The organism is Bradyrhizobium barranii subsp. barranii (assembly GCF_017565645.3).
Classification (GTDB): Bacteria; Pseudomonadota; Alphaproteobacteria; order Rhizobiales; family Xanthobacteraceae; genus Bradyrhizobium; species Bradyrhizobium barranii.
Genome location: NZ_CP086136.1, coordinates 9,243,951 through 9,268,569, shown reverse-complemented (window position 1 = coordinate 9,268,569; position 24,619 = coordinate 9,243,951). Strand labels below are relative to the sequence as shown.

At 58.6% G+C, this 24,619-nt stretch carries 21 protein-coding genes and 2 pseudogenes; 9 read left to right on the top strand and 14 right to left on the bottom strand.

Annotated elements, in window-relative coordinates; genetic code table 11:
- The first annotated feature begins 405 nt into the window (after positions 1-405).
- From J4G43_RS44960 to J4G43_RS55775, 4 genes and pseudogenes are all read left to right on the top strand, one after another.
- Entirely contained in the window at positions 406-795 is a 390-nt protein-coding gene (locus tag J4G43_RS44960) for a hypothetical protein (protein ID WP_208088681.1), read from the top strand.
- A 66-nt stretch (positions 796-861) separates the two neighbouring features.
- Positions 862-1,167 (top strand): NEL-type E3 ubiquitin ligase domain-containing protein, encoded by a 306-nt coding sequence (locus tag J4G43_RS44955; protein WP_208089574.1) that lies wholly within the window; start codon positions 862-864, stop codon positions 1,165-1,167.
- A gap of 86 nt (positions 1,168-1,253) precedes the next feature.
- Positions 1,254-2,379: pseudogene (locus tag J4G43_RS44950) on the top strand (IS3-like element ISRj2 family transposase).
- Positions 2,380-2,486: 107 nt separating this feature from the next.
- On the top strand, positions 2,487-2,687 hold the full coding sequence (locus tag J4G43_RS55775; RefSeq protein WP_225005837.1) for an NEL domain-containing protein: 201 nt from the start codon (positions 2,487-2,489) through the stop codon (positions 2,685-2,687).
- Between the two features lie 538 nt (positions 2,688-3,225).
- Here the strand turns inward: J4G43_RS55775 and J4G43_RS44940 are convergent.
- The 4 genes and pseudogenes from J4G43_RS44940 to J4G43_RS44925 all read right to left on the bottom strand — a co-directional run bounded on the left by J4G43_RS44940 (position 3,226) and on the right by J4G43_RS44925 (position 8,133).
- The gene (locus tag J4G43_RS44940; protein ID WP_011084599.1) at positions 3,226-3,945 is read right to left on the bottom strand and encodes a hypothetical protein; all 720 of its coding nucleotides are present in this window, start codon (positions 3,943-3,945) and stop codon (positions 3,226-3,228) included.
- 54 nt (positions 3,946-3,999) lie between these two features.
- Positions 4,000-4,749, bottom strand: a complete 750-nt coding sequence (locus J4G43_RS44935) for a P-loop NTPase family protein (protein ID WP_011084600.1) — start codon at positions 4,747-4,749, stop codon at positions 4,000-4,002.
- A 572-nt stretch (positions 4,750-5,321) separates the two neighbouring features.
- Positions 5,322-6,727: pseudogene (locus J4G43_RS44930) on the bottom strand (M16 family metallopeptidase).
- Positions 6,727-8,133: a M16 family metallopeptidase gene (locus tag J4G43_RS44925; protein WP_408581451.1), complete on the bottom strand. Its 1,407-nt coding sequence runs from the start codon at positions 8,131-8,133 to the stop codon at positions 6,727-6,729. Before J4G43_RS44925 ends, J4G43_RS44930 begins: the two are co-directional and overlap by 1 nt.
- 5 nt (positions 8,134-8,138) lie before the next feature.
- Here J4G43_RS44925 and J4G43_RS44920 point away from each other — a divergent pair, with 5 nt between their 5' ends.
- Complete coding sequence (locus J4G43_RS44920) at positions 8,139-9,407, top strand: IS256 family transposase (RefSeq protein ID WP_208088679.1); 1,269 nt, start codon at positions 8,139-8,141, stop codon at positions 9,405-9,407.
- Between the two features lie 1,188 nt (positions 9,408-10,595).
- Here J4G43_RS44920 and J4G43_RS44915 read toward each other — a convergent pair.
- The 8 genes from J4G43_RS44915 to J4G43_RS44880 all read right to left on the bottom strand — a co-directional run bounded on the left by J4G43_RS44915 (position 10,596) and on the right by J4G43_RS44880 (position 16,869).
- Positions 10,596-11,018: a hypothetical protein gene (locus J4G43_RS44915; protein ID WP_011084606.1), complete on the bottom strand. Its 423-nt coding sequence runs from the start codon at positions 11,016-11,018 to the stop codon at positions 10,596-10,598.
- A 567-nt stretch (positions 11,019-11,585) separates the two neighbouring features.
- Entirely contained in the window at positions 11,586-12,176 is a 591-nt protein-coding gene (locus tag J4G43_RS44910; RefSeq protein ID WP_011084608.1) for a tetratricopeptide repeat protein, read from the bottom strand.
- 30 nt (positions 12,177-12,206) lie between these two features.
- Complete coding sequence (gene sctV, locus J4G43_RS44905) at positions 12,207-14,306, bottom strand: type III secretion system export apparatus subunit SctV (RefSeq protein WP_208088677.1); 2,100 nt, start codon at positions 14,304-14,306, stop codon at positions 12,207-12,209.
- A gap of 9 nt (positions 14,307-14,315) precedes the next feature.
- Entirely contained in the window at positions 14,316-14,744 is a 429-nt protein-coding gene (locus tag J4G43_RS44900) for a tetratricopeptide repeat protein (RefSeq protein ID WP_011084610.1), read from the bottom strand.
- A gap of 2 nt (positions 14,745-14,746) precedes the next feature.
- Complete coding sequence (locus J4G43_RS44895) at positions 14,747-15,283, bottom strand: hypothetical protein (protein ID WP_011084611.1); 537 nt, start codon at positions 15,281-15,283, stop codon at positions 14,747-14,749.
- 33 nt (positions 15,284-15,316) lie between these two features.
- A complete protein-coding gene (locus J4G43_RS44890; RefSeq protein ID WP_011084612.1) occupies positions 15,317-16,210 on the bottom strand; it encodes a SctD/MshK family protein in 894 nt (297 codons plus the stop codon).
- Positions 16,211-16,326: 116 nt separating this feature from the next.
- Positions 16,327-16,518: a hypothetical protein gene (locus tag J4G43_RS44885; RefSeq protein ID WP_208088667.1), complete on the bottom strand. Its 192-nt coding sequence runs from the start codon at positions 16,516-16,518 to the stop codon at positions 16,327-16,329.
- 42 nt (positions 16,519-16,560) lie between these two features.
- Positions 16,561-16,869 (bottom strand): hypothetical protein, encoded by a 309-nt coding sequence (locus J4G43_RS44880; RefSeq protein WP_166344932.1) that lies wholly within the window; start codon positions 16,867-16,869, stop codon positions 16,561-16,563.
- Between the two features lie 907 nt (positions 16,870-17,776).
- On the opposite strand from J4G43_RS44880, the gene J4G43_RS44875 reads away from it, so the two are divergent.
- The gene (locus J4G43_RS44875; protein ID WP_014497946.1) at positions 17,777-19,231 is read left to right on the top strand and encodes a DUF1521 domain-containing protein; all 1,455 of its coding nucleotides are present in this window, start codon (positions 17,777-17,779) and stop codon (positions 19,229-19,231) included.
- A gap of 154 nt (positions 19,232-19,385) precedes the next feature.
- Positions 19,386-20,450 carry an IS630-like element ISRj1 family transposase gene (locus J4G43_RS44870; protein ID WP_039228620.1) on the top strand — a complete coding sequence of 355 codons (1,065 nt, stop codon included), beginning with the start codon at positions 19,386-19,388 and terminating at the stop codon, positions 20,448-20,450.
- Between the two features lie 570 nt (positions 20,451-21,020).
- Here J4G43_RS44870 and J4G43_RS44865 read toward each other — a convergent pair.
- Together J4G43_RS44865 and J4G43_RS44860 are read right to left on the bottom strand one after the other, a co-directional pair.
- Entirely contained in the window at positions 21,021-21,224 is a 204-nt protein-coding gene (locus J4G43_RS44865) for a hypothetical protein (protein WP_011084616.1), read from the bottom strand.
- A gap of 1,138 nt (positions 21,225-22,362) precedes the next feature.
- Positions 22,363-23,055: a secretin N-terminal domain-containing protein gene (locus J4G43_RS44860; RefSeq protein WP_020608155.1), complete on the bottom strand. Its 693-nt coding sequence runs from the start codon at positions 23,053-23,055 to the stop codon at positions 22,363-22,365.
- A 182-nt stretch (positions 23,056-23,237) separates the two neighbouring features.
- Between J4G43_RS44860 and J4G43_RS44855 the strand changes: the two genes are divergently transcribed.
- Together J4G43_RS44855 and sctJ are read left to right on the top strand one after the other, a co-directional pair.
- On the top strand, positions 23,238-23,738 hold the full coding sequence (locus J4G43_RS44855) for a nodulation protein NolB (protein ID WP_225005501.1): 501 nt from the start codon (positions 23,238-23,240) through the stop codon (positions 23,736-23,738).
- An 8-nt stretch (positions 23,739-23,746) separates the two neighbouring features.
- Positions 23,747-24,610, top strand: coding sequence for a type III secretion system inner membrane ring lipoprotein SctJ (gene sctJ / locus J4G43_RS44850; protein WP_011084621.1), 864 nt, complete (start codon positions 23,747-23,749; stop codon positions 24,608-24,610).
- Positions 24,611-24,619 lie beyond the last annotated feature (9 nt).

Genomic DNA, 24,619 nt, shown 5'->3' with positions numbered 1-24,619 from the left:
GATTCGTCTGCGGAGAGCTGAGCCGAAGGTTACGGAATTACAAACGCCATCCGTCATTTCGTCGCTCCGGACTGCGTCAGGTTATCGACAGGTGGCGCTCGTATCATGAGCGCCGCTACTCCCTTGCAGGCTTGGCTCAATGGGCGCAGAGCTCGCAGGCGAGACCGGTGGACTGCAATATCAATTGATCCGCGAGCGAAACGCCGTCTGGATTCGCTACACTGTCTGCAGTGGGTGCTAGTTGCAGAAGCGTATCCGGGCCATTCGTGCCTGTCGGCACGCTTGTGGGATCGCACCTCACTCCTTGTGGGCCGGTGGCGCGTCAGCCATAGTGGAGGATTGGCGGTTCTAAGATGCGCCGCCCCGGCGCATTCGCTTCATTTTGCTACCGAAGAAACGATATCGATGAACACAGAACAGCTCGTCACTCGTATTCCTTCCGCAACTTCCGATTTGGAAAGCTCCGAACCAGGCTCTCCGGCCGCACCGCTGTGGGGAGAGACCTTGGCCGGCGTGCACACGTCCGCTGCCGGAGCGGTTGCCTCGCCGGAGGAGGTGCTGGCCAACTGGGCTGCCGAAGACGGGCAGGGGCAACATGGGGATCGGCAACAAGCGGTAAGCCGAACGTCGGCTTGGCGGGGGACGGGTGATCTCAATGAGCCGCTAGATCTGTCGTCTCGGTCCCTTACCGCCTTGCCTGCGCCCATTTTGGCCGAGGTGCGCCGCCTGAATGTGGATCACAATCAGCTCGACAGCCTGCCCGAGACACTTTCGACCGGCCTCCAGCGGCTCTAGGCCATCAGCAATGGGCTGACGCGCCTGCCTGCAGAGACCGTGAACTACCATCACTAGGCGTTCCGCCTGGCGGTCGCCGAAGATCTGCGGCAGGCAGCCGTCAGGCCCCGTTTACGCGAGCAGTATTTCGAGTTGGCTTCGGGAGCGAACGGGAGCTGCGAAGATCGCGTTACTTTGGTCTGGAACGGCATGCAGACCGCACGCCTGAACGCTGATGTCGAGGACGGACTCTATGACGGGCGCCTCGGCGAACTGCTCCAGAACGACCGCGTCTTGTTTCGCTTGGAAGCGCTTGACGGGATCGCGCGCGAGAGGGTCAACTCACTTCGCCGTGCCGATCCCGACGCGGATGTCGACGAGATCGAGGTTTAGAGCTGGCCCCGCAAATTCGGACAGTAGCTTGAGTGGATTTTCTGCCTGACAGCGGCGAGGATTCTTGCTGCGAATCAGGAGCGAAGATGACGAAGAAGAGCCGCCGGACGCATTCTCCGGCATTCAAGGCGAAGGTTGCTTTGGCTGCGGTCAAAGGCGACAAGACACTGGCGGAGCTGGCGCGTTTGATGTTCATCCGAACCAGATCACGATCTGGAAAAACCAGCTCCTGGAAGGCGCCGCCGGCGTGTTTGGGCATGACAAGACATCGGCCGAGACGCCGGTCGATTTGAAGGCGTTACATGCCAAGATCGGCGAGCTGGCGTTGGAAAACGATTTTTTGTCCGGCGCGCTCACCAAGGCGGGCCTGCTGAGCGCAAAGCGATGATCGACCGCGATCATGATCTTTCTATCGTGCGCCAGGCGAAGGTCCTGAAGCTGGCTCGCAGCACGGTCTACTATGAACCTCGGCCAGTTTCGGCCGAGGACCTTGCCTTGATGCGTCGGCTCGATGAGCTGCATCTCGATTATCCCTTCGCGGGAGCGCGTATGCTGCGATCGTTGCTGCGGCGGGAGGGCGTATACGCCGGTCGCCGCCACATCGCGACGCTGATGAAGCGCATGGGGATCGAGGCGGTCTATCGTCGCCCGAACACGAGCAAGCCGGCTCCGGGTCACAAGATCTACCCGTACCTGTTGCGCGGATTGAAGATCGAGCGGCCCGACCATGCGTGGGCAATGGACATCACCTACATTCCGATGCGGCGTGGCTTCGTCTATCTCGCGGCGGTCGTCGATGTGTTCAGCCGACGGGTCCTGGCCCATCGCGTCTCGATCACAATGGAGGCGGCCTTCTGCGTCGAAGCGGTCCAGGAGGCGTTGGCGAAGCACGGCAGGCCCGAGATTTTCAACACGGATCAGGGCAGCCAGTTCACCAGCCTCGAGTTCACCGATGTGCTGCTGGACGCGAAGATCGCCATCAGCATGGACGGCAAGGGCGCCTGGCGCGACAACGTGTTTGTCGAGCGGCTCTGGCGCACGGTCAAATACGAAGAAGTATATCTCCGCGCCTACGACAGCGTGTCCGAGGCGCGAGCGTCAATTGCCAAGTATCTGGCCTTCTACAATCAGGGACGCCCTCACTCGAGCCTTGACGGGCGCACGCCCGACGAGGCTTACTTCGGCACGCAAGCTATGGTGATGGCCGCATGACCGTCGCCGACGGTTTTGTCGTCGCTCTGGTCGGGCTACGCCCTCCCGACGCAACGACAAAACCGTAAAGCCCCGCGTTCAGCATAACCCGGCAGGAATCCACTTAAATCCAGCGGGGCGCTGTCCAAACAACCGGGGCCAGCTCTGTTTATCTTGCCTACCAAGCCCAGCTGCGGGACGCCCTGGAGCTGCGGCACAACGCTCCCGACATGCGCTTCATGAATGTGTCTCAAGTGACCGAGGCCGATGTGGCCAGGGCCGAGGCGTCGGCGCGGGACGGGAAGCGGCGGAATTTCGGGACTATTTAGCGACGCGATGGCAACCATGGAAAGCGTGGTGAGGCGTATGGTACCCCAAGATTATGCTGAAATGCAGGAGCGGCTCGTCGGCGTGATGGGTGTACAATTTGAAACCCGCTTGGATGAGCGACTGGCTGAGCATGGTCTGACGGGCGATGCCGATGCCGAGCCGGTCCTCGGCGCCAGATACGAAACGAGATTGCCCGCGCGATCAAAAGCGCGCTCCTGCATCAGGTCCTCGGGAAGCTCGGCCTTCAGCTATGAGCGCACCTCCGAAGGAGGGTCCGTCGATCCGCCTCGCCGGTCACAAAAGTCAAAATTTAATCGACGCCTTCCGGGACGGACTGCCTGCATGACGGACTGTCTGCATGAGCCATTGCCGAATGAGCTCTGTTAATTGCGCCCGTGCGGACGATCATGGTATAGGATGGACATCCAAGAGAAGATTAGCAAAACGCAATGCGTTCACGTTGCGAGCGCCGTTGAACTCAGCGCTCAACGGCCTCTCATAGGCCAGACAAATAGATGGGGGATCAGACCGATCTCTTCAAGTCGCCCTCGTGCAACGTAGGCTACCGATGTCCGTCCCCCGCGGCCGATCCCACCTTCGCAGCGTCACACTCGAATCCAGATCGCGAAACATGCCGTAATTCCGCCGGATCCATTGATGCAGCTCGGTGGACCAGTCCTTCTCGTTGCGCAGATACCCAGTGAAGGAAAAGCCAAGCCGATCTATATATCTCTTAAGGAACAGCGGTAGTGCGGAAATTCGAATCACCCGATCGCCGTCCATCGCTTCAGGTAATCCGCCGCGCAGTGCGAATTCATTGTGGATGATGACCAGCGAGGCCGGGGGAATTCGCCGCCGCAGCATCTCGTAACCACGAAAGGAGATGCGATCTGCGCCCGCGACGAAGAGTACGACAGGGGTGACACAGCACCGCGCCGTCTCCTTGACGAAGCCAATCTCCTCGCACATCTTGAAGAATTCGTCGAAGGCGTGAAAGCCGAGATCGATTACTTTGGGTACACGATCGTGAACGATGAGAGGGTCCATCAGCTGCATCTTGCCGTATGTGTCGATCACATCCGCGGTCTCCGTGATGTTGGGCAGGTAGTCGAGCAATGATGGCTCTTTCAAGTTGACGTCAAACGACAGCGTTGTACCGTCTTTCAGCAGCAAGAACTCGCTCATGGCCCGAGCGATGAGGGTTTTACCGACCTGCGGGCTAGGTGAGCAGATGATGTAGATGGGGGTCGCTAACATAGCCAGCAGATCAATTTCGTTCCGTGCGTGGGCTCGAGCTTGCTGGATATACGGCTACTTCTCGCCGGCCCGGGTGGCGGACTTGGCCCCGGCCAATTCCGTCAAGTTGATGCGATCAAATTCGCTCCAGACATTTGCCAGCCAGTGCCGGACATAGCCGCGCAGCACGAAGGAGTTGTTCGCAGGTTCATCATTGCGTCCCTTGTTCGCGACGAAGTCTATGAACGGGACGGACGCGACTTCCACCTGCTCATACGCCATCTCGTTAAGCTTCGGGATGGTCAACTCAGTCGCATGTTTGATGCGATGAAAATAGGAATTATAAGTGGCTTGATCCCACTGGAAGAATTGAGTGTCGTTGATGAAGTTCTTGACCAGGTAGTACTTTGCACCGGTCATGAAAGTCGCGGTTTCCTCGATCTCGTCTAGCGACGCGATAGATGATCCCAGGATGTGGAACACGGCAAATGTGATCTGGCCAGACCGTGCCGAGTCCAGAAAGCCGATGTTGCGCAAGGAAGCCAGCGCAGAGGACAGTAGGCCTGCGCGAGCATCGATGACAGTGACGGACAGCCCTGAGTTCAAGGTATCGAAGATCTTCATCTGGTCCGCCGTCGCAGTCATGTCGACGATCTCAGTGATCCCGGGGTAAAAGCGCTTCAGCGTTCCCCGGGGCGACTCCGTGTCGAACGCGCGTATTTGCACGTTATTGACGCTAAAGTAGTCCAGTAGCGTTCGTGATACGGTCGTCTTGCCGACTCCTCCCTTGTCCGCACCGACTACAATTACCACTGGCTTCACCATAGAAACATCTCCTGAGCTCTTGCTATTGCCGCGCGCAAAGTGCGCTATCGGCGCGTCACTGCTTTGGGTGCGAACATGGCGGAAAGAAGGGGCAATGAACCGCCGATGCGAGAGCTCTGCAACTGATAAGCGTTTTCAACATCTAGCGAGTAACGTCGCGTGATGATGCAGCTCCGGCAATGGGAGTAATCACTTGTACTGGTGATTTACGTGAGGTTTGTGTGCGGCTGGAATATGCGGGGCAAGAATCAAAGTCTGCCCATGGTGATCGTTGGATTGCCGTAGGTTCGCTATGGATGCTGTCGCTGCCGCTATCAAATTTTAATGGGAGACCGAGTCTTACGTAGCGTCAGATTGCGAGCTCGATGAAAGCGCAAATCGGGGGGATGCTAGGCGGTCCGACTATGGCTTCGCAGACCATCAAAGGTCTACTGGATCAGATCGCCGTCTTTTCGGCATGCCGAGGAATATCTCCACGAGCTAAAGGTGAGTGGCTAAAGGCCTCTCTGCGCGCGAGAGCTAAGCACATGGGCTGCTAGAAAATAAATTGGGCGGCGTCGTCGGGCCGGTGTCTAGCTGATCGGCGCCCGGCGGGGTGTAGTCCTGGACGGCACAATGGCCGCCTGCGCTGCGTCCTTTGGGGCGCGGCCGACGATAATTGTGAGCAGACCCCCGCCCCACAGCCGCTGCGCTGCTCTCTTTGGCGTCTTCCAGCGTCACCGCATCGACGACGGCATTCTGGTTTTCGAGATAGTCGATAGGCAACTTGTCAAGCTGATGCTGCAGTAGCGTTCGCGCCAGTTTTGATGATGTGTTGAGAGCTACCAGTTGCGAGCCCTTCAGGTAGGACTTTGCGTCATCGAGCTCCTGCTGAGTCGGTCCTTCCGCGGCGATCTGTCGGACCTGCTTCTCGATTTCTTCAACCGTTTCGCCGGCCCGATCGGCGCAGGTGCCGCTGGTACCGAGAAACATGGCTGAATGATCCAGCCAGACAAGCTGCTCACGGACTGAATAAGCCAGTCCGCGCTTCTCGCGGACTTCGCGGAACAGGCGTGACGTCAGGCCGCCGCCGCCGAGAATGTGGTTGACGATACAGGCGGGCATGAAACCCGGCTCGCTGCGACGGACGGCTGGACCGCCAAAAGTCACAACTGTCTGCGGCACATCGAGCTGAATAAAGACCCGCTGCGGCGGCTTTGCTGCGATGACGTCGGCGACCGGCATCGCTTCCGCGTTGCTCGGCAGGCTGCCAAAGGTCTTATCGAGCAGCTTGCAGACGGCCCCTGGATCGACCCCGCCGACCACCGCGATTTTGAGCGTGTCTTTTTGCAATGACGCGCCGGACATAACCCTTGAGATCCTCGGCCTCTATCTTCGGCACGCTTTCCAAGTAGCCATCGACTGGGCGAGCATAGGGATGATCCCCAAAAGCGACTTCGAGGAACTTGCGGCGAGCCAGCGACGAAGGATCGGTTGAGTCGTGCCGAAGGCGCGCAAGCACAGCGGCACGGTTCCGTTCGACGTCGGCGGCCTCAAAACGCGGCGAGGTTAGCGCGATCCGTAAAAGCTCGAAGGCCTCCTCCGCGCTGTCATTGATCGTGCGCAAGGCACCGCGGAAGTGATCATGGGTCACGTGAAAACGCAGCTCAATGGCATGGCGGTCCAGCCGCTGATGAAAGGTCTTGAAGTCAAATTTGCCGGAACCTTCCTTGAGCAGCCCAGAAACCATGTGGGCTACGCCAGGTCTTTGAGCGGGATCCTGAGCCGCGCCGCCGGTGAAGGCATATTCCATCGAGATCAATGGGACAGTGGAGTCCTGCACGAACCAGGCTTCTATGCCGCAAGACGAAATCAAACGCTTGATCCTGGTCCGGTCCAGTGATCGTGGTGCGGCATGCGAATTTGACGAAGCGAGCACCGCCATGGAGAGGGAGGCTCCTCCAAGGAGGATCCCGCGTCGAGTGCAAGGATGGATCACTAGAGCGTCTCCCAGTGTTGCGGGGTAGACTCTTTGACGAGATAGCCGGTTACCGCTCGTTTCTTGTCGAGCCATATCCGCGCGGCCTCATGCACCTGCGGTGCGCCGACCGCTCGGATGTCGTCCGGCCAGCGTTGTACATCCTCGATGCATAGTCCCGTCGTCAGGGCGCGGCCATACCAGTGAGCGAGCAGTTCCTGACTGTCTTGGGCGTAGGCGACTTGCGCGGTTAGCCGCGTCTTCGCCCGCTGGAGATCTTCGGCACTCGCGGGATTACGGGCAATACCGGCGATTACCTCGTCGATGCAGCGCTCGATCAGGCTGAGGTTGGCGCCAGGCTTTGGTATGACGGAAATCTCGAATAGCGATGGATCGAGCGCGGCAGAGTGGTAGCTCGCCCTGGCGGTGACCGCGAGCTGCTTTTCGACAACCAGCGAGAGATAGAGATATGAGTTAATGCCGCCGCCCATCAACTGCTCGAGCACCTCAAGCGCTGGACCCTCGCCCGCGGCCGCGCTGCGAGTCGAGGGTACGAGATAATAGCGGCGCAGGGCCGGCTGCTCGACGCGGGCATCGGCCAGTGTCACTCTGCGCTGCGCGGCCGGCGGCGGTTCCTGCGGCCGCAGGCGTTCCTTGGGAATCGAAGGTTGCGCGGGGATGCCGCCAAACGTCTCCTTCACCATGGAGCGCATTTCCTTGGTGGCTACGTCGCCAGCGACAATCAGGATCGCGTTGTTAGGTGCATAGAAGCGCCGGTAGAAGGCAAGCGCGTCCTCTCGGGTAAGCTTTTCGATTTCCTGGCGCCACGCGATAATAGGGTGGCCGTAGGGGTGGTTGAGGTAAAGCGCCGCCATCATCTGCTCAGCAAGCCGGTTACCTGGATGGTTGGCGACCCTCATATTGAATTCCTCCAGCACGACGTCTCGCTCGGAGAGCACGTTCTCGTCCTTGAGAACGAGACCGGTCATGCGGTCGGCTTCAAATTCCATCATCTTGCCGAGGTGCTCTCGAGGCACGTGCTGGAAGTAGCTGGTGAAGTCGAACCCGGTAAAGGCGTTCTGGTAGCCGCTGGCGCGCAGCACGGCCTTGGAGAATTCATCCGCCGGATGTTTGGAGGTACCCTTGAACATCAGGTGTTCGAGGAAATGCGCAAGCCCCGATTTGCCGGGCGGTTCATCCGCGGAACCGACCTTATACCAGATCATCTGAGTGACGACTGGTGTGCGATGATCCTGGATCACAACCACCTGCAGGTCGTTCTGAAGCGTGAAGCATGCTGCTCGATCTGATCTGACCGTGCCGGCATAGACGCTAGAGCTATGGCGGAATCTGGGTGATGACGGTGTGAGGAAGGCGGCGTATCGAGGCGGGTGACGAGCCTGCCAGAACCTCTCGAGGAGAGCGATACGCCATGACCGAGACTACCAATGTTCTTGCTTTCCGTCAGCCGTCCGCGGTTGATGATCCACTGACCGATATCGTTCGTGCCGGCGCGCGGGACCTGCTTGCCAGGGCGATCGAGATCGAGGTTGGCGCGTTTCTGGCCAGCACGGCCAATCTGACGCTGCCCGACGGTCGAGCGCGCCTGGTCCGACATGGGCACGGTCCGGTGCGCGAGATTGCGACCGGCATCGGTCCGGTGGAGGTCGCTCGTCCCAAGGTCCGCGACCGCGGAGCGAGCGGGCCAGGCGACCGCCTCCGCTTCAGTTCGGCAATCCTGCCGCTATGGGCGCGGCGGACGAAGAGCCTGGATGCCTTGATCCCGGTCCTCTATTTGCGCGGCATCTCGACCGGCGACTTCCAGGAGGCGCTCTCGGCGCTGCTCGGCAAGGATGCGCCGAACCTGTCGCCTTCGGTGATCGCCGGCCTGAAGGCCGATTGGCAGGTCGAGTACGAACGCTGGCAGAGACGCGATCTGTCGGCGCGTCGCTATGTCTACATCTGGGCCGATGGCGTGTACCTGCAGGCCCGCATGGAAGATCACAGCGAATGCATGCTGGTGCTGATTGGCACCACGCCGGAAGGCAAGAAGGAGCTGATCGGCTTCCAGGTCGGCGTGCGCGAGAGCGCGCAGAGCTGGCGCGAACTCCTGATCGACCTGCGGCAACGCGGGTTACGGATTGCCCCGCAACTCGCCATCGGCGACGGCGCCCTCGGCTTCTGGAAGGCACTGGACGAGGCCTTTCCCGGCACGCGGCACCAACGATGCTGGTGCCATAAAGTGAGCAACGTACTCGACAAGGTCGCCAAATCCGTGCAGGGCCCCATGAAGAACGACCTGCGGAACATCTATCTGGCCCCACACCGGGCCGAAGCTGAAACCGCGATCGACGTCTTCGTCGAGAAATACCACGTCAAATACGGACGTGCGGTGGAGTGCCTGATCAAGGATCGCCATGCGCTGCTCGCCTTCTTCGACTTCCCTGCTGAGCACTGGATCCACCTACGCAGCTCGAACCCGATCGAGAGCGTCTTCGCCACGGTGCGCCACCGAACGGTGCGGACCAAGGGATCGCTGTCGCAACAAACTGCGAAGCTGATGGTGTTCAAGCTCATCGACGCCGCATCGAAGACCTGGCGGCGATTGAAGAGCACGAACCAGTTGCCGAAAGTCATCGCCGGTGTAAAGTTCATCGGCGGAATCGAAGTCATTCCGAACACTGAAAGCCACGCCGCCTGATCAGGCCGCGTCACCCAAAATCAGCCATAGCTCTAGACGCTAACCGCCGGAGTGGTGCGCGTCGTCGAGTCCAAGGCTTCAGGTGGCCAAATGTAACCGTCGACATGTCATGAACACAACCTTGCGCACAACGTCTCAGGAGAACTTGGCGTCTCTGGAGATTTGGGGGTAGATCAAGCGCGATATACGCTGGCACAACACTCAGCAGCTTGCCGTCACACATCTCGCTCTACACGATGAGCGGCTTGACGATTTGTCTGCCAGCGAGCAGCTCCTCTGAGTACACTGCGCCGAAGTAGTCCAGGATGAACGTGCGACAACAGCGTAGGTTATCGGCCGCGCGCATCAGGTGCCGCGGGGGAGCGCGATTGAGAAGATTTGCCGCAAAAGCCCATCGGTTGTTGACGCGCGAGGTAAACAAATGCTCAGCGATAGCTTCGATGAGACAGTGGAAGTCACTTGCCGGCCGTCGCGGTTTACGTAAGGCAAAGGGAAGCCGAGCGCACCGCTCACCGTCCTTAAATCACCTGCCAACAAGTCACTCAGATTAAGGATACCAAGGGCACCGCAGATCGCGGTCATGTGATTTGCGGTTGCAAGCCGGAGCCTGGTTGGCGCATGTTAACTACTTCGCTATTTCTCCTCTCTCTTATCTGAACGACAAGATGCCAGAAGGGCGTGGATGTAGCAGTGCCGAGCGGGTTTGATGAGGATGTGATCCTCCCGGAGGACGTTCATGCCGGCAAGATTCTGCCAACCAATCATGCCGTCCGCTGCCGGCGGCTAAAGGGCTGAAAACGGTTTGCGAGCAAGTTTTTTCCCGGGAAGGCAGAGGAGGAGATCCTCACATGGCAGGACCGGGTGTCATGGAGATCGTGCGCCGCCATCGCGCGCTGTAGCTTCGCAGTGCCGATAGACCGCGTCATTTCGGCTGATACAAGGAGGCTCTTTGCTGGCGCAAGCTGCAGATCAGGAGGAACACGAGGCTGCGGAGTCCGAGAGATAATCGATCTGCTGCTCGTCCGGCTTGATTCCGCCAGACGAAAGGACCCACAGCGCAGTCCAACTCCGCCTGCGGATACGGAAAAGATGTCGGTGCTCAAGAGTACATGCAGCAGGAAATGAGATGGAGGCCTGATCTTGCCCCGCCGATCCGGCCAATTGCTCTTCGTGTGATGCCTGTAGGCTCTACATAAAGTCATATTCCTCATCATACGGATCGTTCGCGGGCTTCGCTACACTCTCGGTATACTTGGCATTGCCGCTGTTGTCTTCAGTCGCGGCAAGATACAAAGGCGGCTTACCCGCCCGCTGCCAATTGCCGCCTTCGTTCTTCCATTTGTCATCGTGCTTGGTGGGATCTAGCACCATCATCGAGTCACTAACCTCAAGAAAGCCCAACGCTGCCGCGCGGGCTTTCGCTTCCGGATTGGAAGAGTGGGAGAGAACGAGCGGTTTGTTTCCGTCGATCTGGAGCTGATGTTCAAGCAAGATATCGCCCGCGTTCTCGACGAGCGGATGAGTAACCCGGAAAGCTATTGTTGAGGTGATTTCATCTCGTCCAGGAAATTGATGGCGCCAATCATTGTTGCCCTTGAACAGCTCACTCATGCGGCCTCCGGGTTCCGTTCTCAGAAGCCCGACGCTCTTGTTCCCAAGCTGATAGCTGAAAAAGCACGATTTCTCCGAAATAGACTTCGTGCCGAAGCGAAATGCAGTGTCCGCTGTGCGTGAGCCTTTTCGGAAACCCAGCGCGAGTATCGCTGCGGATTGGCAGCAATATCCTCTATGTCTCCTCCATAAAAATCTGCCAGCTTATTCTCAAACGAAGATTTTGAGATCTCAACCACCGGCCGCTCGTCAACCAGCGCGTATGGCGGGACTGCTGCCAAAGATGCATCAACGGAGCAGCTCGATGGCGCCAAACTCAGAGCAGAGAATACATCCAAGAATCTTTGGCTATCCGTGTGGGAGCCATCGTCCGAGCTCGTTCCCATTTCATCGAGCTCGGACGCACGTTCGCTGTTAGATAGAGCTTTAGTGTTTTGAAACATAACACGTCCTGTTATGTCGGCGAGGCCGCGCCGGAGTGGGGTTCCGCGCTCATAGTAAGCCTAGCTGTCGGCAAGCTGACAGCTAAGCATCACGCTTCGCTATTCCTGCCCGCTCTTGATCGCCTTATCTTGAACGAGCCAATGCTTTCCGGCTGCCCGCCTGAGGTGCTGCGCTGGCATCGCCGGCGTCCATCTTGCCTTGAAGGGCGAGGGACAGTCCGAAATTGTTGCGCAGCATCGGGTTTGCAGGTTCCGCCGCGAGAGCTTGGCGGTATAGCTCTTGGGCTTCCTGATGACGGCCCTCGTGATCGAGAACAACTGCTTTGGCATTTAATGCGCGCAGGTCGCCAGGGGTTGCCAATAACACGCCGTCGAGCACCTCAAGCGCATCATTCGGACAGTTGCGTGCCAGCAGGGCTCGCGCAAGAGGAATAGCCGCATCAATGTTGTTCGGCTGTTGCTTCAATGCGTCGCGCAGAGCCCCTTCATCAGCATCTCGGCCAAGCGCGTGCGAAATGCGCTCGCGCGCGGCGGGGTCGATCTCTTCGCTGTCTGCGAGGTCTGATGCGGACCTCTGCTGCGGTGAAAGGCCATGTTTGTCTGCGGTAGCGCAACCAGCGAGCAGCACAACAGTCAGCATCGCAAGCAGAGCCGGCCGCAGCCTTGGACTGGCGGAGCACAGATATCGGCGGAAGCTGGTGTCATTAGATTTCATCGGCTACTCACAAGGTAGTGCTGCGCACTCTTAGCTTGCAGCTGTTAGGAGCCCTCCTGAGGAAGGCGCCTTTGGAAGCTTGACGGATCCGATCGGCCGGACCGTGAAGTCCGCGGCGAGATCTTGATAGGACAGAACAGGCAAGTCGATTCCGTTGCGCGTGAGAAAACCGCGCACGAAACGCCGGATATCCATCGAACCGAGGACGACAGGCTGGCTCTCACTTTGCGCGATGGTCGCATGAATCTGACGAAATTGTGCAAGCAGCTTTTCGCTCTGCCATTCATCCAAGACGAGATATGGGCCTACGGCCGTTTCCCGTACTGCGCCGCGGATGATTTCCTCGCTCTCACGCTCGATGATAAAGGCGACCACGACGCGATGGGCATTAGCATACCGGAAGCAGATTTGGCGTTTTAAGGTAGCACGAACATACTCGGTGAGCAGGACGGCGTTTTGCTCGCGCTCGCTCCATTCTGCCAATGCCTCCAGAAGCAAGCGGGTATTGCGGATTGGAATGCCTTCATCGAGCAAGCGGCGCAGGACCTCGGCGATCCGAGGGACGGTGGCCGTACGCAGTACCTCCTTCACCAGATCAGGGTATTCCTGCTCCATCCGAGCGAGCAATTGGCGGGTTTCCTGAATACCGACCAGGCGCTGTGCAAAGCGCGTCAATGTGGAATGGAGACGTAAGGCAAGAACTTCGCTTAGCCGATGATATCCGATTCCGGCGGCCTTGAGAGCCGCTGCATGCCGTTCTTCGATCCAGACCCGATTCGTTTCAGGGTCTTGTTGAAAGGGGATGCCGCTCAATTCGATGTTCGCGACATCGTCGTTGAGTGCCAAGTGCCCGGGATTGATCACATCACGCTCAACTGGCACACTATCGACATCGACCCTGAACTGCGACGAGGACAAGCTGTCGCCAATCTGCGCAGGGATCCGCGGAATGGTGATGCCAAGGTCCGCCGACACGAGCCTTGAAACACGCGAAATGCTCTCTTCCAGCTCGTCTTTGTCGATCGAATCCGTCAGGTTTGGTGCAAGGAACAGCGCGATCGGAAGCGCTTCCGCATGTGCGGCCTGCTTTTGGACCGCTGCAGGAACCGGCGCCGATGCCGCGGCGCTAGCTCCTATTTTGGCGGCAGGCTTGTCGTCTTTGGGGCCGACCTTGACGTAGCTTGCGGCAGCGAACAGGACGGCCAGCACGGCAAACGGGGGCAAAGGAAAGCCAGGAACGAGCCCCATGAATACCAAGACGCAAGCGGCTAGCCTAAGTGCCTCCGTACTTGCGGTAAGTTGGTGAACGATATCGGCGCCGAGTCTGAGTTTGGAGGGTCCGTTGACGCGCGTGACAATGGTCGCGGCGGTAATTGACAGCAGCAGCGCCGGAATCTGCGAAATGAGCGCATCACCAATCGTCAAAAGAGTATATTGATGCAGCGCTTCATCGAGCGACATGCCCTTGGAGAGCAGGCCGATGCTTATTCCGCCAAGCATATTGATGCAGATCACGATCAGCCCGGCGATCGCGTCTCCCTTAACGAACTTCATGGCACCATCCATAGCGCCATGAAGCTGACTCTCTTGTTCCAAGGCGGCACGTCGGCGGCGTGCTTCGTGTTGATCGATGTGGCTGTTGCGTAGCTCCGCATCGATCGCCATCTGCTTGCCTGGTAGCGCGTCAAGCGTGAAGCGCGCAGACACCTCTGCGACGCGTTCGGCACCCTTGGCAAGAACCATGAATTGGACCATGGTCACGATCAAGAATATGACAATTCCGACCGCAATATTCCCTGAAATGACGAAGTCGCCGAAGGTGTGAATGATGCTGCCCGCGTCGCCTTCGGCGAGGATCAGCCGTGTTGTTGCAATCGTCAGCGCCAGCCGAAATACGGTGGAGATCAGGATGACGCCCGGCAAGGACGAGAAATCAAGCGGTGTGCTGAGATAGAGGGCAACCATCAGCAGCAATATGGCAAAGCCAAGATTGAAGCCGATCAGCATGTCGATCACGATGATTGGGATTGGCATGATCATCATGCCGATCGCTAGAAGCAGCATCAAGGCAACCATGAAATCCGGGTGGGCCGGAGCGCGCACGACAAAGCCGCGCAAGGTGTTGGCCATGATAGATCCCTATTGCTTTCGGATGAGGGCTGTACTCGCGCGCAATGACACATAGGTCTGGAAGACCTCGCGAGCCTCGGCCATGCGGCCAGCGTGCCGTAGCGCGTGACTGCGCAACAGCGTCATCGGTATGCGAGAAGAGGGTTGCGTATCAAGTGCGTCCAGCCGGTCCAGCACATGGAGTGCTTCCTCGCCGAGGCCCTCGGCGATGAGCGTGTAGGCTAGAATGCGGAGTAGACCGACGTCGTTGGAATGCTCGCGAGCTGCAATTCGCAACAGAGCCAGGCTGTGTGCGCTCTGCCCGCACGCGAGATGGACATATGAGAGTGCGCAAAGCAGGTCGCGCTCTGGCCCGGAGATCGACGGAATATCGCCGGATTTTGAGACTCCTGGAGCCAGGGGAACGGCGACGCGATGCAATCCATCAGGATCGGCCATGGCTAACCCTTGATTAAGCTGTTTTGGTTTTGTCGGAGCATTAGTAACCGCTGCAGCTCCTGCTGCAGGATTGCCAAGCACTCTCGCGCCGTCTTGTCTTCCGGCGTCGCCTCCAATGTTCGCGTCAAGCGTTCCAGAAGAACACCATGCTTGTCAGCGCGCAGTACGTCGGGATGACGAAGGCGCGGAACTACGAAGGAGAGTAGTCCGCGGGACAGATTGGGACCATAAAGCGAAGCCAATCTCGCGCGTGCATCTACCTCATTCGCTCCTGCTTCGCTTTCGAATAAAGTGACGCGTGAGATGGCGCCGACGGAATCGACCCCGAGCGCCGCTTCGCTCGCGCCATCAATTGGCAGATCATACGAAGCCGCATCCTGCCACGACGCCCGCTTCGTGCCGCTATCCGCATGGGCGCCTCCGACTTCGAGCTTATCACCTCGCGAAGGAGGCGAGCCGATGACTGGTGCGTGCTGGCCCGCATCTAACCCCTGCGATGAGTTGCCGGGCCCTACGGAGTTCTGAGGCAGCCTAGCCATAGCCTTCTCCTTCTCTTTTGCAGGGTAGAGACCTTAATAGGGCAAAGCGGCAGATCGGCCGTTGCGGCTGAGCAGAACTCGTCCATCCTCGATTCGATCAACGGTCCATCCATTACTTAAGAGCGCGCCGACGAAATACTTCTGCCCGGCAATAAGCAGATAAGGTTCGCTTCCGCGCCAGACGGCTTGGACAGCAATCGAAGACGGCATCTTTTCCTCTTTCACCGCGACAGCGTTCACAAGGGTCGGGGTACCATTGCTTTGACGATCGAACCATTGCTGGATTTCTTTCCATTTTGCGACGAGGTCCGGCGCAATCGTCCCTTCCGCGGTCACGACGCCGGGCCCGTGCCCGATCTTGACGTCAGGAAGGCCCTCTCGTTCGATCTGTTGGCGCAGTGATGCGGCCATTTCATCAGCAGCTCTCGCGTCAAAATGATCGACGGTTGGTTTAGCGGCAATTTCGACCGCGTGCGATGATCCGGTGCTTGGCGCCACCGCCCTATCGCCGGGGGCAAAGATGATTGAGACGGTGCCGATCGCGACAGAGCTGAGCAAGATCAGGCTGAGTGCCACGATCGAGCGGCGAGATCGCTTGCTCGAAGCAATTGGTTGGAAATCCTCTGCCGACCAGCGGATGGACATCGCGCCGGCATGAATGATCGCGGGAAGCGGCACTCTGACGCGCTCACCTGTTGCAATGCTAGCGTGACGGTCAATGCTGATTCTGGCAGCGAGCGCTTCGAGCTCGATCGAATCGCGCTGCGGGATGACGCGAAGATGATGCGGTTCGAGCCCTTGTTCAACGAAGATCATGTCCGCATCGAGGCCGCTGCCCACAATGCTCTCGCCGCCCGCCGTCTTTCCTTTGAGCCCGGTATAGACCCCCGAAAGCACCTCGAACTCAAGCGAAACAGAGTCGTTCACGATAATCCCCCGAATAACGAGAGAAGCCGTACGGCGGTGCCGTACGGCTCATCCAGACTTCGTCATTCACAGCGCGGCGACGGTAGCAACTGCGGTGAGCCACCCGTCTTGCAGAATTACTGGACGCGCTCGTCGGCGACCTTCTTCTCGGACGAGAGTTCGGTCGTAATTCTGCGCATTGCCACGGCCTGGGCCTGAACCTTCTGGCTCACACGCTCGAATTCAGCCATCTGGTTCTGGAAGCCGCTATCGCCGGTCTGCTGGGCACCAGCAGCGCCGCCATTTCCGCCAACATTGTTAACCGCCATGTCTATTTGCCTTTCTTTTGGGATAACGCTGGTTCTGATTTGTTACGAGGTGCGGGCCGGCGAGACGATCGCAGGAATGGAAAGGAACATGGGCGTACCGCCGAGCGTGCTGAGCCCGAGGTTCAGCTCCGGGCTCTTGCAGGCAGTGTCGTGCTTGGATTGCACCTCGGTCTTTTCGCCGGCGTCTTTGTGGTCTTCGGCCTTATCATGGTGACCCTCGTCGGGCACCAAGGTGTAGACCACCTTGTCAAAGACCTTGTCCACGGTCCCGCCCAGTGCCGAACCAATTGCCGCTCCGGCCGGGCCGCCTAGGTAACCGCCGGCGGCGCTTCCAATCATTTCTCCGATCATTGCGTTCTCCTATGTTCGTCTTGTTGCGCAGACGACTGTTCGCCTAGCTTCAGCGGCCTCATGCTAGGGGCGCTAGCTTTCGAAAAGCTGACGAGCCTCACGTTGAGGCGAGTGATATTTTGCGGCAGGCTTGCATCTGCTCGCAATCATCGGATCGCCCTGTCGCTCCCAGCGGCGCCCTATAGCCGGCTTGGATGAAGGCGAGTTGAGCCGTGCTTAGCTGCGCGTTCAGGAATGATTTGACTTGGCGGAACCTTCGCAGGCGCGTGGCTTGCAGGGTGGAGCACGGAAGCGGGATAAGGTCATCGAGCCGTGCGGATCTCAGCCCTCGCTTGTCCCGTTTGGCTAAGATGGCGGCTTGCGAAAGCTCACCTTTCGCGAAGTCTTGATGCCTGGGAAAATGCAGCGAGAGTTCAAGCTGTTGATCGCTCCTCGCAGATGATGTGCAGTTCCGGCGGGAGCGCTGATTGCGGTGAGGATGAGATGATTGGCTGATAACCGGCAACGTCGTGTCATTTGCCTGAAGGCATGGGAGCACCGCTGGTACCAGACGAATCTTGCCAGGAGGGAATATTAAATCTTGCGATACGTTCAGCGAAGGATGCGTTTCGGACATCCGATCGATGCCAAAGTGCGTGCGGCTTGGCTCGCTGATCGCGTCAGCTTTTCGACAGGTGTTCGGGCTACCGTATCTGTGAGTTGAATGCGCGTGATGTGCTCGTGCGGTTACGGTGATGGGGCGAGAGAGGATCTCCATAGGCTGCCGGTTCTGGCAAGGGAATTAGTCGTTCGTTCGGATGAGCTGATCAGGCGCTCTCATGCAGATCTGAAGCGGCGGATCTTGGGTGACTATGCGCGTAACGCTCACAGTTTTACAGATGTCGTCTATGCAACAGGAGTGAACTAAATGCAGTATCTTCCCGTGGCTGGCCTGCCAGTGGTGGGTGCGCCCGACTCGATGAACGGAGTGGCGCCGGAGGGCGCTGTTGTCACTCCCACCTTCAACGCCATGTTGGGGCAATATGCCCCGGCGAGCTACCAGTACTTGCCGGTAGCCTCACCAGCCCTCGTCGGTACGGCCGTTGGGAGTGTCGTTCCGGTCGTCGTGGCGCCAGCCGTCGTTACGACGCAGGCGTACATGATGGCGCCTCCTCCTTCCACCATGCTGATGAGCCAGCTGAATCAGAATGCCGAGCCTGCTGTGGATCCGGTGTGGACGCATGAGGTCAAGGATGGCAAGGCCACGATCAACCTTGGGGACAAGTATACGATTACGGCCAATGAGAAGGATGGCACGTGGACAGTCCGCAACAACCAGACCGGCCATGTCACGGTCATTCATGGCGACCCGCACGTTGATGCCGACGGAGACGGCAAGGATGACTTCGATTTCAAGAAGGATATGACGTTTCAGCTCGACGACGGCACGAAGATTACTGTGAATAATGTCGACTACGGCAATGGTCAGGCCATCTCTTCAAAGCTTACGATTACGAACGGCCACAACGCGATCGTTGTCGAGGGGCTCGGCGACGACAAGGATGGCAAAAACAATCTGAGGGTGACGCAGTCCAACGCTGGGATGACCCTTGACGAGTTGACGTCTGATGGTGCCCAAACGATCCATGAGAGTGGACAGGGATGGGTCGATGGCGCCGGACGCGCCGTGAATCAGGCGAGTATCGACGACGGCGAGCAAGGGCGTGGGCCGGGCAACTACCAGTATGCAAGCGGAGCGCCCACCTCTACGGCGCCCGTCTTCTTCGTTCCTCCTCCGCCGCCGCCTCTTGCGATGGTGCCTGTTGCGGCTGCCCAGGTGCCCACGCAGTCTTCTCAGCCGGCGCCAGTGTGGTCACATGAGGTCAGGGACGGCAAGGCTGAGATCAAGCTTGGTGATAAGTATTCGATCTTGGTCGACGAAAATGACGGAACAGTGCTCATTCGTAACAGTCAAACAGGCAAGATCACCTCGATTAAAGGCGATCCCCACGTCGATGCCGACGGTGACGGCAAGGTCGACTTTGACTTCAAGAAGAACATGACTTTCCAGCTCGACGACGGCACGAAGATTACTGTCGACACCGTTGATATCGGCAAGGGCAAAACGATGGCCTCGAAGCTGACCATTACTAACGGCGACAATGCCATGGTCGTCGAAGGGCTTGGAGACCGCTTTGACGGTAAGAACAATCTCAAGGTGACGCAGTCGAATGCGGGCCGTACGCTTGATCAATTGACTTCGGATGGAGCCCAGACGATTTATGAACAACCAGGCTCGGGCTGGGTTGACCGGTCTGGACGCCAGGTGAACCAGGAAATCATCGACAGCAATGAGAATCCAGGCACAACGTCCGATGCTTGAGTTGGCCTGAGGTCTGGCTGGTACTGCGAAGCGGTTCCAGCTTATGGGATAAGTCACTGAAGTGGGCGCTAGCGCCCGCTTTTCGTGTTCAGTGAGGAGATGAAGATACTAGTACCCACTTTTCTTGGAACGTGAGTCGTGATTCAAGGTCGGGATGATACCCGAAGCAAGAGAAGTCCACCTTTCGAGGAAAGATCGCAAGGTGCTTGAGGCGTGCTGTCGCTCACCGGTGACGTTGCAGCGCGATTTGAAGCGGGCGCGGATAGTTCTGTTGGCGGCGGATGGGCGCAGCACCCGGTCGATCGCCAAGGAAGTTGGGGTCCAGCCGCGGATTGTCAGCCTTTGGCGGCATCGCTATGCCGACCATGGCCTTGAAGGGCTGCAAGACAAGCCGCGGCCTGGCAAGCAGCCGATCTATACGAAGACGACCGACAAGCGGATTCTGAAGCTGCTGGATAAGCCGCCACCGCAAGGGTTTGCGCGCTGGACCGGCCCCCTGCTGGCCGAGGCGCTGGGCGATGTCGATGTCCAATATGTCTGGCGGTTCCTGCGCAGCCACAAGATTGACCTGGTGGCTCGCAAGTCCTGGTGCGAGAGCAACGACCCGAACTTTACGGCCAAAGCCGCCGATGTTGTCGGCCTCTATGTCGCGCCGCCGGCGAAGGCCATTGTGCTGTGCGTGGACGAGAAGCCCTCGATCCAGGCTTTGGAGCGAGCGCAGGGTTATCTGAAGTTGCCCAATGGCCGCGCCTTGACCGGCCAAAGCCACGATTACAAGCGGCATGGCACCACAACATTGTTTGCGGCGCTCGAAGTCGCCACCGGAAAGATCATCGCGACCCATTCAAAACGCCGGCGCCGCGTCGAGTTTCTCGATTTCATGAACAGCGTCACCGCGGCTTTTCCGAACCGCAAGCTTCACGTCATCCTCGACAACCTCAACACCCATAAAAAGAACGAGGACTGGCTCAAGGCCCACCCCAACGTGCAATTTCATTTCACGCCGACAAGTGCGCCATGGCTCAATCAGGTCGAAGTATGGTTTTCCATCTTGCAGGGGCAGTCGCTCAGCGGCACCTCCTTCACGAGCCTCAAGCAGCTTCAGGAACACATCGATGCCTACGTCAACGCATACAACGACAGAGCCGAGCCCTTCGTCTGGACCAAGAAAAAGGTCCGTCAACGCCGTTTCAAAGGCCGCCGTATCACTCAGCTCTGATTCCGGGTACTAGGTGCGGCGGCCTCGATGAGGATCTTAGCTCTTAGCGTGATAGGGGCAGTCTGAGCTTTGGCGCCAATTCGTAGCGACAAATACGCCATAACTCAGGATCAGGCAGCAGCAACATGCCTCGATGCTGAGGGGTAGCGGTCCCCGGAGTTCTGCAGATATGGGCGCAGCGAGCGCCAAGTCTGCCTATGTTCCGGAAAATCTCGGAGGATCTCTCTAGCGCACGATCTCGCGGGCGGCTGCAGAACCAATCGAGGATAATAGCTGACGAAGTTCATCGGCGGGGAGCGCTCGGGCTCGCTTAGAACGTCTGGTGCCCTGGCTAAAGAGCGCTCCTGATGAACCCTCATCGAAGAATATGTGACACGGCGGCATGAGCAAGTCGCTGCGGCGTCTTCCGAAAGTTGCGAGGTCCTGCAGAACGGCCGCACCGCCTGCCTGGAGGATCACCTAAGACGGTCTAGCGGCTGCTGTTGCCAAGTCCGCCTGCTTCACCCGATCGTTTTCGGTTCGGCTTGCCGTCCGTCAGGTCCTCCCTGTGCGCGTCTGATAATCCGGCCTTCAGCCATCATCTAGCTCGCTCATAGCGTCATCCATGTCTGACTGGGTATCGCTTATGACCTGGGTAGCGACGGCAACCAGAGCTTTTTCGAAGGCCCGCTGCAACAATGCTGCGTGCGAGTTGTCGCCGCCGTTCGCGGCGTTATCGGTGTTTGTGCCAGCGTCTGGCGCCGTTGCTGCGATATCGGCTGCGCCTGTGTCCATGTCATAAAACTCAGATAGCGGCGGTGCCGCGAGATGACCTATTCCTTTCGTGCTAGCAGGGGCAGCTTGCAAGAAGCTGACGAAGAGTGAGGCCGGATTGATGCCGCGATTCGTGCCCCGAGTGATCTCAGGTGGTCCGGTGTTTGGAGGTTTGTGCGAAGAACTGTGCTGGTTCTAACAACCGGTATGTTGAAGGTATTTAGGGGGGCCGGTCATACCCAGACTATCCTGATCCGCAACGCGCTTACCTTCATCTCGACGACATGGATCGCCTCGCGGTCCTTTCTGGCGGAGCTTCAGAAGACCCAGGTTGGGGCGGTCCCGCCTGCAATGGCCGGGCATGCGAGGGGCCGGCGTGCGGCGGCTCATCCTGAAAAAGGGGCGGTGCGCGATGGTCCTGCATGCGATGTCCCCGCTTGAGGCTCACCGTGCCGTGGCTCGGCTTCCGAGGGGCCGACATCCAGAGTCTGCCATATCACATCTTGATCGAAGCCGGGATGTTCCTCGATCGCCTGAGCTATGGCTGCTGGCCGTTGTTCGGCTCTGGCGCAGCGACGGCCGCAGGCGCGGCATATAGATTATCCTGCCAACCCGAGTCTGGCCTGGCCCAAGGGGATGCGCTAAATCTGGGTAAGGCGGATAGAGGTGTCCTGTCTCCAAGTATGGAGAGTAGGGATGGCCCGCGTCGAGATAGGGTGAATAAGCCTCGCCCTGCAGCACTGGATGGGCGACTCCCTGCGCCGAAGCGGGAGCCTCTGAACCGCTGAGCTGCCGCTCGAACTCGGTTGCATCTGTAGCCGTCCGTGCTGTGTCGGGCTCCGGGCTCGTATTCGCCGGGGCGACTGCATTGAAATCCACCCTGTTTCTCCTTCCAACTGATGACGCGCATTGAGCTATGCGAAGCCTCAGCTAGCTCGGAAGCGCGCGTGCGGAGGCCCACATTGATCTTTAATGCCTCGCACTGCGTGAAGGCAGCGCTACCCAATTTCCCTCGAGCATCCGGTCTCTTATCCATCTATCGGGCTGCCTCAAGCAGGGCAGCCGTCAAGACCTCGCAGGCTCATGCTGGGGGCTTTAGCTTTCGAAAAGCTGACGATCGGATGCGACTTCAGTCGGAGCGGTCTTGCATCTTCGACCATCACTTCTGGCCTGGACCGGCTTCGCGCACAGCGCCCCCATGAAGCGGCGTTTCGGGAGAAGCTTCCGGCCGCCCGTCCCGGAAGACCGTGCTCGAGGAGCCGCGAAACAACATCAAAACCGACTCGTGTTGTGACCTCTCGGCGGCGGGACTGCGCCGGGCCTGCGCTTCCGCCACAAGGCCCTTGAGGGTCTGGTCCACCAGCGCAACAAATCTGGGTGGGCCAGAAGCAAGGATGAGGCCCTCTCCCGGGGCAGGTTTCACGATATAGCGCTCATCCGAGATGTTGAGCGCGTCGAGCGCGGCCTTGAGCGCATCGAAGCTGATTGGGTTCAATACAATGAGCCGGCTTTGCGCCTCTTGGGCGGCGGAGATGTAAAGGACAAGTCCGTCATAGTACCACTGGAGATTGTACAAAGCAGTCAAACGGTCAAGGAATTCTCGTGGCGGCAGGTCCGGCATTCGTCCACGAATCCGGCCCCTGACGTCGGCGCTGACATTGACCCTGATATTGAGATTGTTTCCGAACTCCTGCAGCGCCGCAGCAAGATCCTGATCGAGAACGGTGTAGCTATAAGGGGCGGGCGGCAGCGAAAGGGATGCAGCAGACGTGCGCAAAATTCCGACACAGATGAGAACACCGGCACAAAAAATTCTTTTTAAGATATGTACCACCGTGGACCGCGCGAGCATTCCTTGACGCCTTCCGCTCATTATGAAGTTAGAGTTTCGCCGCAGCTTGGAAGCCAAACGTGATCATTAGATGACCAAGTCAACCTGATCTCCGTCAGGTTTTCGTCAGCTCGGCAGCCTATGAACTTGATCGGTTCATCGGCTAAAGCTTAGGTCATCAAACCAGCACAATGACACACTCCATGTTGTTAGGCGCAACGCCGATCCCTCCCAGTTCAGCCGGTTGTCTTTCCGGTGCCTGCTCTCCGGCAGCTGCTGGCGAGCAGGCGCGTTTCGAGCAGTCCCTGGCGCAAGTAGCTCCCAATCAGGGGTCTGCTTTCCCGTCCGCGAATCCACCCGCAGCGACTCCTCCGATATTGGAGGTCCAGCGCACGAATGTGCTGGCAAGTCCGCCGGGCGACCGAATCCTCCAAACCCTTTCCGGCATCTACCAGGGTCGAGCCGTTTCTCCGGCGATTGCGCCGGCTGTCGTAAATGGGGTGCAGCCTGGGCCGGCTGCGCAGCCACTTTTGCCGGTGGATAACGCCGGAGCCAATGCGGCTGTTAAGCCGGTTGGAGCTGATTTCGAATCGATGATGACGAATCTGCGAGACGTCTACAAAGACGTTGTTCAGGTTTCCCTCGTCTCCAAGGGCACCAGCGCCGTCAGCTCGTCGCTAAACAAGCTGCTATCGGCCGGCTGAGTAAGTTGATGACTGGCGATATGAAGAGGGGGAGCTCCGGCGGCCGTCAATCGTGGCGACGGCTTCGCGTGTTTCTTGCTATGCCCCTTCTCCTCTCGCTGATCGGCTGTAAGACCGATCTCTACACCAAAATTCAGGAGCGTGAGGCTAATGAGATGCTCGCGCTTCTCCTTGGCAAGGGCGTTGATGCTGTCCGTGTTGTCGCCAAGGACGGAACCAGCACAATCCAGGTCGAGGAAAAGCAGCTCGCTTATTCGATTGACCTGCTCAATGTTGAGGGGCTGCCGCGCCAATCCTTCAAGAATCTCGGCGAGGTGTTCAAGGGATCGGGCCTCGTTGCCTCGCCGATCGAGGAGCGGGCACGATACGTTTATGCTCTAAGCGAAGAATTGTCGCGCACGATCAGCGATATAGATGGCGTCCTTTCAGCGCGCGTTCACGTCGTTCTGCCGAAGAACGACTTGTTGCGGCAAGGTGCGACCCCGTCCTCGGCATCGGTCTTCATTCGACATGGCTCCAGCGCGAGGCTTTCGGCACTATTGCCGCAGATCAAGATGCTCGTCGCAAACAGCATTGAAGGGCTGTCCTATGACAAGGTCGCCGTTGTCTTCGTGCCGGTCGAGCGCGCTCCAGTCGAGCAGTCTGCCGGTCCGGGAGTCCCTGTGGCTCAGTCAGCAAGAGCCGGCTCATCGCCGTTACTTGCGCTTGCTGTAGGAAGCGCCGGAGCGGTATTCGGCATCGTCGCTTGCGTATTGCTGGGCCCGCGCATGCGTCAGTTTGGAAAATCATCGCGTAAGCTGAGCGTGTTCGGTAGGGGCTCGCGCCTGTCTGCTGACCAAGCGGCGGGCAAGATGATTGCTGATGCGTCATAGTCTGGACGC

Excerpts from the sequence above, each read along its gene's own strand:
- J4G43_RS44960 (WP_208088681.1), top strand. The coding sequence starts at position 406 with ATGAACACAGAACAGCTCGTCACTCGTATTCCTTCCGCAACTTCCGAT.
- J4G43_RS44940 (WP_011084599.1), bottom strand. The coding sequence starts at position 3,945 with ATGTTAGCGACCCCCATCTACATCATCTGCTCACCTAGCCCGCAGGTC.
- J4G43_RS44935 (WP_011084600.1), bottom strand. The coding sequence starts at position 4,749 with ATGGTGAAGCCAGTGGTAATTGTAGTCGGTGCGGACAAGGGAGGAGTC.
- J4G43_RS44920 (WP_208088679.1), top strand. The coding sequence starts at position 8,139 with ATGACCGAGACTACCAATGTTCTTGCTTTCCGTCAGCCGTCCGCGGTT.
- J4G43_RS44915 (WP_011084606.1), bottom strand. The coding sequence starts at position 11,018 with ATGAGTGAGCTGTTCAAGGGCAACAATGATTGGCGCCATCAATTTCCT.
- J4G43_RS44910 (WP_011084608.1), bottom strand. The coding sequence starts at position 12,176 with ATGAAATCTAATGACACCAGCTTCCGCCGATATCTGTGCTCCGCCAGT.
- sctV (WP_208088677.1), bottom strand. The coding sequence starts at position 14,306 with ATGGCCAACACCTTGCGCGGCTTTGTCGTGCGCGCTCCGGCCCACCCG.
- J4G43_RS44900 (WP_011084610.1), bottom strand. The coding sequence starts at position 14,744 with ATGGCCGATCCTGATGGATTGCATCGCGTCGCCGTTCCCCTGGCTCCA.
- J4G43_RS44895 (WP_011084611.1), bottom strand. The coding sequence starts at position 15,283 with ATGGCTAGGCTGCCTCAGAACTCCGTAGGGCCCGGCAACTCATCGCAG.
- J4G43_RS44885 (WP_208088667.1), bottom strand. The coding sequence starts at position 16,518 with ATGGCGGTTAACAATGTTGGCGGAAATGGCGGCGCTGCTGGTGCCCAG.
- J4G43_RS44880 (WP_166344932.1), bottom strand. The coding sequence starts at position 16,869 with ATGATCGGAGAAATGATTGGAAGCGCCGCCGGCGGTTACCTAGGCGGC.
- J4G43_RS44875 (WP_014497946.1), top strand. The coding sequence starts at position 17,777 with ATGCAGTATCTTCCCGTGGCTGGCCTGCCAGTGGTGGGTGCGCCCGAC.
- J4G43_RS44870 (WP_039228620.1), top strand. The coding sequence starts at position 19,386 with ATGATACCCGAAGCAAGAGAAGTCCACCTTTCGAGGAAAGATCGCAAG.
- J4G43_RS44865 (WP_011084616.1), bottom strand. The coding sequence starts at position 21,224 with ATGGACACAGGCGCAGCCGATATCGCAGCAACGGCGCCAGACGCTGGC.
- J4G43_RS44860 (WP_020608155.1), bottom strand. The coding sequence starts at position 23,055 with ATGCTCGCGCGGTCCACGGTGGTACATATCTTAAAAAGAATTTTTTGT.
- J4G43_RS44855 (WP_225005501.1), top strand. The coding sequence starts at position 23,238 with ATGTTGTTAGGCGCAACGCCGATCCCTCCCAGTTCAGCCGGTTGTCTT.
- sctJ (WP_011084621.1), top strand. The coding sequence starts at position 23,747 with ATGACTGGCGATATGAAGAGGGGGAGCTCCGGCGGCCGTCAATCGTGG.